The sequence below is a fragment of the Pseudoalteromonas luteoviolacea H33-S genome (genome assembly GCF_001625695.1).
Taxonomy (GTDB): Bacteria; Pseudomonadota; Gammaproteobacteria; order Enterobacterales; family Alteromonadaceae; genus Pseudoalteromonas; species Pseudoalteromonas luteoviolacea_B.
Window position 1 is genome coordinate 23,161 of sequence record NZ_AUXY01000093.1, and the last position, 11,153, is coordinate 34,313.

An 11,153-nucleotide genomic window follows, 5' to 3' on the forward strand; every position below is an offset into this window, starting at 1 on the left:
CCTGCACCACTATAAATGCATATACTAAAACAATGGCATAGATTAAAAGCTTGTCAAAGTTCCTGACACCAAGGTTTTGCTAAATCAACACGCAACGACGTCAAAATTAAGTGCCGTCGCGACTGCTCAGGCATCAAAAACTCTGCATTTAACGACTTGAGTAGCTTGTGTACAGGGCCCTCATAGCCTTCTTTTATTAACCGAGAAAGGTGTTTTTTCGTATACCGCAGAGTGTGATCAGCAATTCGATTTGATTCCACACTTTCATGCATAAGATCTAGCCACTTTAGATATAACTGATCGCTCTGTGGTAAGTATGCCTCAAAAGTCGGTGTGAGTTTTTTGCGATACTTTTCATAAAGTTCTGAACGTCTTGCGATTAAAGCAGCGCCTAATAAGTTAACCGTTACTCTCGAGGCATTGCGCTGATGCTTGTCTTTTAAATAATGTTGCCTCGCTGCAATGAAATAACTAATAGCTGCTTTTGGTTTATCTAAAACGACTGCGGTATTCCCCTTAACGACTAGCAACCCCCCCTTTCGTCGACCACTGAGAATGGCTTCATCAATACTTTGAAGAATTTGAAAACTGATCGCAGGCTGATTGTCCATCCGATATGCAATGGAAAGGTTCACCTTCGCGGTCATCTTCTCCATGCTATTGTGCGCATGTTTGAGTGCGCATTTATACGTTGCAATTGCGTCATCAAACTGGCGATTCAATCGATATGCAACACCTATGACATTAATGATAGTAAATTGATAACCGGAACTATGTGGACTCAGCCTTTCGTCAGACAGTAGTGAAACAAGCTCTTCGACTAACTTAATATTGCCCGTATTACTGGCAGCAGCCAACACGCTACTATAGATGGAGACCGTCTGAGCAGAGCTTTGTACAAGCAATTTTTGAGCATTTTGTTCATAATAACTCACGGCCTCTGCTGGGTAGTTGAGCGCAAGATATTTGACCCGTTCAGACTCAGTTGCAAAGTCTAGATCCTGTTTTTCACTGGCAGAAACACTGCTTTGACAAGACAAGAACAGCAAAAGCAGGGAAATAAAATACTTCATTTAGGTTGTCAAATCGATTTGTTGAGTTAACCATAGTACATCAATGTATTTCTAGAAACAGTATCAACAAGGCAAAAAGTTGTTATGACCGTCGATTACGGTACACCGCACCAATGCTCTATTAACCTTGAACGTAGTCTGTTTTTTTTACTTTCAGTTTGCACTTCCAACGAAACAAGATGCATTGCCCCAAGGGGTTCCAAAATCATTTTTACTGGTGCTAGATAACCACCGGCTAACAATTTAGGTGCCAAATTTAATGTGGCACTCTGTGCCTCTGATGATATTTTTTTATTTTTCAAACTTCCATATAATTTATCTAACCATAGTAAATAGGCGGACTCATTATCAGTAAAATGACTTTGGAGTGTTAAATTCAATGTTTTTCGAACCTTATCAAATAATGTCCATTGTCCATTGTCCATCTGCCAAAGCAGCCCCTAGCAAGTTTACAGTCACCCTGGCAGCATTTCGATGATGCTTTGTCTTGATATAGTACTGTCTAGCCATCGTGTAATGATCAATGGCAGCACCCACTTCACGCAACACCATCGCTGTATTTCCCTTAACAACCAATACGCCTGCAATTCTTCGACCACTCAAGATTGATTCATCAATACTCTGCAATATTTGATAGCTTAGCGCAGGTTGTTCTGCCATACGATACGCTATCGCCAAATTTACTTTAGCTATCGTCTTTTCAAGTTTATTGTCAGTTAGCGTCAAAGCACATTTATATGCAGCAATCGCCTCAACATATTGTAAATTTGTGCCGTAAGATACACCGAGCACATTAATGATTGCAAAAAGGTAAGGCTCCCGAAATGGATCAAGTCTACGATGAGCAAGCAAACCGACGAGTTCCTCAATTAAAACGGTGTCATGCACGCTGCTGGCGGCAACCAGTACATCATTATAAAAAGACACAGTCTTTTCGCTGTGTGTTGTCAATAGTTTGGCTGAATTGCGTTTGTAAAGCTCAATGGCCTTATCAGGATAATTTAATGAAAGATACTCAATACTCTCAGACTCTGTCGCGAAAGCGCTGATATGTTCTTCTATCGCAGAGGTACTACCATAGCTCAGTAGCAGTAGGCCAAATAGATATATAAAATACTTCATCAATACCATCCACTCACTTTTCCTCGTCGATATTAGTAAATCAATGCTTTTTTAAAAACAGACCATAACAATTACGCATTTTGTCAACATTAGTTACGCCCCATCACACCAGCTATGTGCAAGCTTGTCATCTATTTTGGTTACTATATTTGTTGTAGATGGGTCATGCGAGACAATATGCTGCGCTTTAAATTTTTTTAGCAAGCTTTCAACTGGCGCTTGAAACCCTGCTTCAATAAACACAGCAAAATTATTTGACGTATAAGTAGCTGCTAATTCAGATATTTGATTGTCTTGGATACTCTGATAAATCAGATCTAACCATTTTAAGTAGGTAAGTTCATTTTCTGTTAAATAGGTACTAGACTGTGGATCAAGTTTTTTTCGGCTTACATCGAATAATTTGTACCGTTCATCTAAAAGTGCAGCCCCCAATAGATGCACAACAACTCTCATTGCATTCCTATGATGGCCTCCGTTTAAGTACTGTACCCGAGCAGCTTTGTATGCTCGAACTGCCGAATCAAACTCGCCTAACACCATAGCGGTGTTCCCTTTCTCAACAAGCACGCCCGCAGCTCTCCTGCCGTTAAGGATCGCCTCATCTATGGTTTGTAAGATTTGGTAGCTTAGTGCTGGTTGGTTATGCATACGGTAAGTAATCGCAAGATTTACTTTGGATATCATTTTTTCCAAGTGGCTATTAGTATGATTTAGTGCACATTTATGAGTTTTTATCGCGTGTGTATACTGCATGTTCATAGCGTAAGAAACACCAATCACATTAATAATAGTAAAAAGATAGGGCTTTCTAAAAGAGTCAAGCCTATCATCAGCTATCAAGCCTATAACCTCTTCCATTAGATCAATATTATGACTATTACTAGCTGCAATGAGCACACTCGCATAGACCGACATTGTTTCTTCATTACTATGCAGTAGATGCTTAGACGCATTCTGCTTATAAAACTCAATTGCCTTTTCTGGATAATTTAAGGAGAGGTATTTAATTTTCTCAGAGTCAGACTCCTGTTCAATATTTACAGAGTCAATTGCCACGACTTTATGTATTGCCAAATACAAAATAAAAGCGGCTAATACGCCAATATATTTCATTTAAATTTATCAGTGTTATGCTGCTAAATAAAATATAGTACATCACTCGCGTTTAAGCATGAATTAGGTTGATCATCGGTGTTTGTCGAAGCGTATATAAGCCGTTGAGCCATCGCTCATCCCTTTTATAAAACTCGTTATCGGGAACGAAGTTTGCAAAGTATCAACACTATTTACGACTAGTCACAAATAAAAAAAAGCCGCACTAGGTGCGGCTTTTTGGGTGTGATTCGCTTTGTTTTAGGCGTGTCTCCAAAACTCTGCGATTACGTTACCAAGGAACTGTTCAAGCAGCGCAAAGCGTGCGCTACTTTAAATTAAATTGACTCTAGAGCAATCTTAACCATTTCGTTGAACGTGCTTTGACGCTCTTCTGGTGGCGTTGCTTCGCCGGTAATGACGTGGTCACTTACAGTGAATAAAGCCATTGCTTTTGCACCATATTCAGCCGCAACACCGTAAAGGCCAGCTGTTTCCATATCAACAGCCAAAACGCCTAATTTGTCTAGCTCAGGGTAAAAGCTGCTGTCAGCCTGATAAAAAGTATCTGTGGTATAAACGTTACCTACTTTCGCTTCAATACCTAGGCGACGCGCTGCATTAACACCATTTTCAAGAAGACCAAAGTCAGCGATAGCAGCAAAATCAAAGCCACGCACACGAGCGCGGTTTACATTAGAGTCTGTGCTTGCACCCTGTGCAAAAATCACATCACGGATTTTTGTATCCTGATTAATACCGCCACAAGTACCGATACGAATTAAGTTTTTAACACCAAAGCTTACAATAAGCTCACGTGCGTAAATTGACATCGATGGGATACCCATACCAGAACCCATGATGCTCACTGGTTTACCATTATATGTGCCAGTAAATCCAAACATGTTGCGAACGTCTGTCACTTGGCGAGCATCTTCTAAGAAGTTCTCAGCAATATACTTAGCACGTAGTGGATCACCTGGCATCAATACCGTTTCAGCAAAATCACCTGGGTTTGCATTAATATGCGGAGTACTCATAACATGTTTCCTTTAACTTAAGCTGTAACCAACTTGTCGGCAAAGCCGTCACCATATTCTAATTCTTCTAGGTTAAACCACTGGGCAAGTGTTTGACCTATATCTGCGAAGCTGTTTCTTTCACCTAATGGAGTATTGTTCATCCCATTTCGGTATGCCAATACTGGCACGTATTCTCTTGTGTGATCGGTACCCGGTGCTGTAGGGTCGCAACCGTGATCCGCCGTGATGAATAGCACATCATCATCTTTTAACTTACCTAAAATTGTCGGTAAGTAGGCGTCAAACTCAGCCAACGCTTCGGCATACCCGACGGCGTTGCGACGATGACCAAACTTTTCATCAAAATCTACTAAATTAGTGAAAATCAGGCTGTTTTCAGGCGCTGAGTCAATCACTTCACTGGTTTTGTTCAATAAGTTCATCAAACCAGGTGCTTTGTGTTTTTGTGTGATCCCTTGGTGCGCATAAATATCTGCAATTTTACCAATACTGATCACTTCCCCCCCGCTATTAGCCAACTTGTCTAAAACAGTTGGTGCCGGTGGTAAAACAGAATAATCTCTACGATTACCTGTACGAATAAAGTCGGCACTCGAAGTGCCTATAAACGGCCGCGCAATCACTCGTCCTATGTTCATTTCATCAAGCAGTGCCCGTGCGATTTCACATACTTGATAAAGCTTTTCAAGGCCAAATGATTGCTCATGAGCGGCTATTTGAAATACGCTATCAACTGAGGTGTAACAAATAGGCATGCCAGTTTTGACGTGCTCTTCACCCAGTTGCTCTAGAATCACTGTGCCCGAACCGTAACAATTCCCTAAAATGCCTGGGATGTCCGCTCTTTTACACAGCTCATCAATAAACTCTTGCGGGAAACAAGGTTGTGTATTTGGAAAGTAGCCCCAGTCGAATAAAACTGGCACACCTGCCATTTCCCAGTGTCCAGACGGTGTATCTTTACCACTAGAAAGCTCTTTGGCATAACCCCATGCTGCTACCGGCTCAATACGCTCAGCAACTTCACATGTTTTTCCACCTGCGGCTTCACATGCATCTACTAAGCCTAATTTTGTTAAATTAGGAATAGATAGAGCAGAACCTTTTTCCTCTTTATATGCTTGCAAAAGATGAGCGAGCGTGTTGGCACCTACATCACCAAATTTTTCAGCATCTGGTGCTGCACCAACGCCAAGGCTATCTGCCATTAAAATAATTGCTCTTGCCATATATCACCTCTCATCTTTTGTCTGGGCTGTATTTTGTTTTTATAAAGCATCTTTGCTCCCAGAGGTCGTTACTTTATTGATAGCTAAATATATCGTACAGGACATTAGTCCGCTGTCACAAAACCATAATATATCTTCTTAGTCCCCATTTTAAATAAATAAAAAATCTGGTTATACCAGCGGACATAAGTCCTGTTTTGAATGGGACAAAACATTTAAATTTGCTCATTAAGCGAGGCAAAAGAGATTAATCGTGTCTTTTTTGCTATTGTGATCTTCCAACGTCAACAATAGCTGGGTGTGAACTTTAGTGACACGAACAATTATAGCCATAGCTGGCGCTTCTGCGTCTGGTAAGTCTCTTTTTAGTCAAACAATATATAACGAATTAGTAAATGAACTTGAATCAGGCGCTATCGCCGTTATAGAAGAAGACGCTTACTATAAAGATCAATCGCATTTGCCATTTGAGCACAGAACTCAAACAAATTATGACCATCCGGATGCGTTTGAACATGCGTTGATGAAAGAGCATCTTGAACAATTACGTCAAGGTAAGTCAGTACAAGTACCAACTTATGATTATGCTCAACACACGCGCAGTAGTGAGACACGCACAGTAAATCCGGCAAAAATATTAATTGTCGAAGGGATTTTACTGTTAAGCGACCCAGCATTAATAGAAGAATTTGATATAAAGGTATTTATTGATACCCCGCTTGATATTTGCTTATTACGCCGTATGCAGCGTGATATCGAGCACAGAGGCAGAAGTATTTCTTCTGTTGTTGAGCAGTATCAAGCAACGGTTAGACCGATGTTTTATCAGTTTATCGAACCATCGAAGCACAATGCCGACTTGGTCGTGACCCGTGGCGGTATGAATCGCGTTGCGATTGATATTATTAAAAGTAAAATAAAATATTTGCTGCAAGAATAAAACGGGAACATTTTGGCATGACAACAATAATGAGCCTAGTAGGCATGATGATGCTACTAGGTATTGCTTTCGCGGCTTCAACGAACCGCAGCGCAATAAACAAACGAACTGTAGGTATCGCATTTTTAATGCAAGTCGTCATTGGCGGCTTTGTACTCTTTATAGAAGCTGGTAAAAACGCGTTGGCCGCTATGTCGTCAGCAGTTTCTTCAGTGATTGGCTATGCCAATGATGGAATTAGCTTCTTATTTGGTCCTTTGGCTGCGCAAGAGTCAATTGGATTTGTATTTGCAATTCAGGTTTTGCCTGTCATTGTATTTTTCTCGGCGTTGGTCGGTGTTTTATACCACCTCGGGATTATGGAATGGATAATTAAAATTTTAGGTGGCGGATTACAAAAGCTACTTAAAACATCACGACCTGAGTCGCTTTCTGCTACCGCGAATATTTTCGTTGGACAAACAGAAGCACCTCTTATTGTGAAGCCATTCATTCCTAAAATGACGCAATCAGAGTTATTTGCCGTTATGGTTGGTGGTCTTGCAACTGTTGCAGGCTCAGTCATGGCGGGCTATGTTGCCATTGGTGTCGATTTAAAATATTTAATCGCAGCAAGCTTTATGGCAGCACCAGGTGGTTTCTTAATGGCCAAAATGATTGTGCCAGAGACAGAAAAAACCAAAGAAAACTTAGCTGAAGTAGACAGTGGTGAAGAAAAGCCAGTTAATGTTATCGATGCGGCGGCTGCAGGCGCTTCAAGCGGCATGCACTTGGCCCTTAACGTAGGTGCAATGCTACTGGCCTTCGTCGCATTAATCGCGCTGATGAACGGTTTACTTGGCGGAATTGGCAGCTGGTTTAATCACCCAGAGCTGACATTACAAGAAATTTTAGGCTATGTCTTTGCACCAGTAGCTTGGATGATTGGTGTACCTTGGGCAGAAGCAGTAACGGCAGGTAGCTTTATCGGCCAAAAATTAGTAGTTAACGAATTCGTTGCCTACTTGGACTTTATGAATTATCGCGATGGGTTATCTGAACACACCCAAGCAATTGTCACATTTGCGTTATGTGGATTTGCTAACCTATCGTCGATTGCAATTTTACTAGGCGGACTAGGTGGTATGGCTCCTAGTCGTAGAAAGGATATCGCACGCTTAGGGCTCAGGGCGGTTTTAGCAGGGTCAATGGCTAACCTAATGAGCGCAGCAATAGCAGGTTTTTTCCTCTCGCTAGCTTAGAAACTTAACGAGATATGCCGCTTTTGCAAAACAATTGGTTGGTTGCCTTAAGGGGTTAGGGTAACCATACTAACTTGAACGATACTTCCAAAGGGCCTTTATGGCCCTTTTATCGTTTCTGATACATCATAAATACAGCCACTTCAACTCTCATCACTTTCCAAAATTCTCATTGATACAATTCACACACAACTTTTATGTAATCAATTTTCTCATCCAAAGCCGCTTTTAATTCACATTTAATAAACATATAATTATAAATTAATAAACAATAGCTATGCTACGAGCTGCTCTTGAGAACGTGAAAGAAACCCTTCAGAAAAGAGAAGCTTCTTATTACGTGTGTTTTTTTACTGCCTAATTAGTGTGTTTAAGGAAGTTTAGTGTCATTGAGTAAAAAAATTAATAACGCTTTTTCTATATTTGTACTTGTTACTCTCTGTATTTTTAATGCGAGTAAAGGGTACGCAGCGCCCATCGCAACACAACAACATAAGCAAGAAGTTCAAAATATTGAACGCATCACAGTAACGGGGTCGCATATAGCACAAGGCAATAGCACGCATTTACTCACTCGTATTTCCGACGACATAATCGATCAGTCCGCATATGCCTATTTATCGGATATTCTCATTGATGAAGTTGTTCAAATTAATGAGGGAATAAGTCATTTAAACTCTCAAAATAGTACGCATAATTCAGGCCTTTCAACCGTCGATTTACGAGGTTTAGGACTTAACAGAACATTGACTTTAATTGATGGCAGGCGGGTCGTTTCAAATAGTTACTCAGGTGAGTTGGTCAGCCTTTCTACCATACCTAAGGGTATGATAAAAAATATCGAAATTATTACCGGTGGTGCCTCAGCAGCATACGGCTCTGGCGCTATCTCAGGTGTCGTCAATATCATTACTAAGCGAAGCAAAGATGACACAACAATTAATTTAACTGTTGGCGAGAGCGTGGCGGGCGGTGCACGTGAAATCGCCTTTAATGCCGATACTGGGATTCAGTATAACAACCAGCAGGGGCAGCTGCTGCTAAGCGCAACCTACATCAAACATTTTGGCTTGGATTACTGGGATAGAGGCCGTGCTCAACAGCAGGATGACTGGCGATATGACCCAAAAAGAATGTGTAACACTATGCTCACGACACTGTATGATCCTAAGCAACAGAGTGCATATCGCTGTATGCGAGATATTGTTCAAAGCGATTGGACTTCGTTAAGCGATGCATTACCTGGAGGGGTTTTTAATGAATCGAGTAGCTTTAAACCTAACTCAGGTTTTTGGTTTGATGAGCAAACATTACGAAATGACTGGCAAGAAGAAGTGCATGGTTTGCACTTTAATCAATATAACTTACTGCAATTACCCAGTCAGCAGCTCAACTTAGCAATCAAAAATGAATTTGATTTTAAATCAGGTGAGCAAGGCTATTTTCAATTACATTACAGCAAAAATGATAGTCAAAATATAAAGTCCCCAGAAAACGAAGATGAGTGTGATCTGGTCATCACCTATAACGCACACACACAGCAATTTGGTTCAGATTGTATAGGCGCAATCCCCTACACTAATCCTTATATTCCGCAAAAAATCAGAGAAAGTGCAAATAGCCAAGATATAAAATGGGATCGCCTGTTTCAAGAAGTCGGCGCCGTCACCAATGATAACTCGCGCACCACACTGCGCACGTGGGCTGGTCTCAATGGAATCATGTGGGATAACTGGCAATGGGATACCTCACTTGGCTTTGGTCAATTTACGCAACAACAAATCCGTTATAACGAATTAAACGTTGCTCATGTCAGAAACGCACTTAACGCCCACAAGCTACCTGATGGTTCCATTGAGTGCATAGATGAAGACGCCAGAAAAACTGGCTGTACCCCAATCAACTTATTTGGAGAAAACGCGATTAGCCCAGCGGCCGCAAGTTATATACGAGCGAACCCTAAACTGACCACCCGCCTTTCACAAATAACCTTGTCCGCCGCACTCAGTGGTGAACTTATCAACTTGCCATCAGGCCCTGTATTAAGTGCTTTTGGTATAGATTACCGAAGGGACAGCCAAAACGTATCCACCAATGTGCCTCAAGGGGGGATGACTTTTAACTATATTCCTAACTTTTCTGGAGATGTCACCAGCTATGAAATTTTTATGGAAGCGTCTGTGCCTTTGCTCAAAAATAGGCGATTTGCTCACCAATTAAGCCTTTCTTTAGCTGCGCGCGCAGCGGATTATAGTTGGTCAAATATGGGACTTATTCAGAGCTATAATCTTGGGTTTAATTACACCCCTACGACACATTATGTTGTGAAGTTTAATTGGGCAAAGGCGATGCGAGCCCCAACAATCACTGAGCTCATGTCTCCAATAAGAGGCGACTACAATGCCTTTCAAGACTTATGTAATGGCGTTACAGCAACATCAACGCTGATGGGTCATGAAAACTGCAAAAAGGAAGCGAGTATCAATGCTGTAATAAAAAAAGAGGGGATTTTTCACGATCGTAATAACAGCTACTCGCCAAATTTGGGAAATCCAGAGCTAACCGAAGAAACTGCCGATAGTTTCGCGGTTGAGCTCCAAGTTGAGCCTGAATCAATCGCTAACATGAGCATTAATGCTAGCTATTATCGTATTAGCATAAGAGACGTCATCACATCACTTTCACATCAAAATATTATGAATAGGTGTTATCAAACAGACACACCTTTTGATCCTAATAATCCATTTTGTCAGGCGATAAAAAGAGACAGTGAAGGACAAATTATTGAGTTACAACAGCGCTTGGTCAATGCAAACCAGCTGTTTACGCAAGGCTATGATGCGGCGATTCACTATGTATACACTTTAAACAGTCTTGGCCAGCTCAGATTTAAATTGAATTGGAATCACGTCATTGAGCATGCATTGATATCTGATCACATCAATGAACGAGTAACTGAAATACACGAAGGGTATTTAAATCACCATATTTTTACAGATACAGGCAAAGCCTCTTTCTCTTGGCAACACGATAAATGGCAAGTGTCATGGCATACACAATTTAAAAGCGGTATAACACGTAATAAGCAAGTATATGAAAATTGGCTTGGTTTTATGCAAGATAATAGTGAACAGTGTGCACAGCAGTCGGACACCTGTATCGACAACCCTGAACCTCTTTGGGGTAATGACCTTCCATCATACACCACTCACTCGCTTCAATTGTCTTATCGTCAAAAATTACAAGGGGCGACATTAAGACTCTCTGGCAATGTAAAAAACCTGTTTAATAACAATGGGCCCTTTATCATTGGGGGGAATGGCAACTTTCATAGTGCTTATGGTGGCGGACGAGGTCGCTTTATTTCATTGGGTGCACAAATCACATTTTAACAAAGACAAAAAAGGCTT

The 11,153-nt window shown here is 41.0% G+C and carries 9 protein-coding genes; 3 read left to right on the forward strand and 6 right to left on the reverse strand.

What is annotated here, in order from left to right; genetic code table 11:
* Window positions 1–53: 53 nt before the first annotated feature.
* The 6 genes from N477_RS18660 to N477_RS18685 all read right to left on the reverse strand — a co-directional run bounded on the left by N477_RS18660 (window position 54) and on the right by N477_RS18685 (window position 5,562).
* Window positions 54–1,073 carry a hypothetical protein gene (locus N477_RS18660; RefSeq protein WP_063363880.1) on the reverse strand — a complete coding sequence of 340 codons (1,020 nt, stop codon included), beginning with the start codon at window positions 1,071–1,073 and terminating at the stop codon, window positions 54–56.
* Window positions 1,074–1,168: 95 nt separating this feature from the next.
* Window positions 1,169–1,498 (reverse strand): hypothetical protein, encoded by a 330-nt coding sequence (locus N477_RS18665; RefSeq protein WP_063363881.1) that lies wholly within the window; start codon window positions 1,496–1,498, stop codon window positions 1,169–1,171.
* A complete protein-coding gene (locus N477_RS18670; RefSeq protein ID WP_155731956.1) occupies window positions 1,470–2,195 on the reverse strand; it encodes a hypothetical protein in 726 nt (241 codons plus the stop codon). Before N477_RS18670 ends, N477_RS18665 begins: the two co-directional genes overlap by 29 nt.
* Window positions 2,196–2,288: 93 nt before the next feature.
* Complete coding sequence (locus tag N477_RS18675) at window positions 2,289–3,311, reverse strand: hypothetical protein (RefSeq protein ID WP_063363883.1); 1,023 nt, start codon at window positions 3,309–3,311, stop codon at window positions 2,289–2,291.
* A gap of 317 nt (window positions 3,312–3,628) precedes the next feature.
* Entirely contained in the window at window positions 3,629–4,330 is a 702-nt protein-coding gene (gene deoD, locus N477_RS18680) for a purine-nucleoside phosphorylase (protein ID WP_039610704.1), read from the reverse strand.
* Between the two features lie 17 nt (window positions 4,331–4,347).
* Complete coding sequence (locus N477_RS18685) at window positions 4,348–5,562, reverse strand: phosphopentomutase (RefSeq protein WP_063363884.1); 1,215 nt, start codon at window positions 5,560–5,562, stop codon at window positions 4,348–4,350.
* A gap of 310 nt (window positions 5,563–5,872) precedes the next feature.
* On the opposite strand from N477_RS18685, the gene udk reads away from it, so the two are divergent.
* The 3 genes from udk to N477_RS18700 all read left to right on the forward strand — a co-directional run bounded on the left by udk (window position 5,873) and on the right by N477_RS18700 (window position 11,135).
* Window positions 5,873–6,502, forward strand: a complete 630-nt coding sequence (gene udk, locus N477_RS18690) for a uridine kinase (RefSeq protein WP_039610702.1) — start codon at window positions 5,873–5,875, stop codon at window positions 6,500–6,502.
* A 17-nt stretch (window positions 6,503–6,519) separates the two neighbouring features.
* Entirely contained in the window at window positions 6,520–7,743 is a 1,224-nt protein-coding gene (locus N477_RS18695) for a NupC/NupG family nucleoside CNT transporter (RefSeq protein WP_046354077.1), read from the forward strand.
* 383 nt (window positions 7,744–8,126) lie between these two features.
* Window positions 8,127–11,135: a TonB-dependent receptor domain-containing protein gene (locus tag N477_RS18700; RefSeq protein WP_081216608.1), complete on the forward strand. Its 3,009-nt coding sequence runs from the start codon at window positions 8,127–8,129 to the stop codon at window positions 11,133–11,135.
* The last annotated feature ends 18 nt before the right edge of the window (window positions 11,136–11,153 follow it).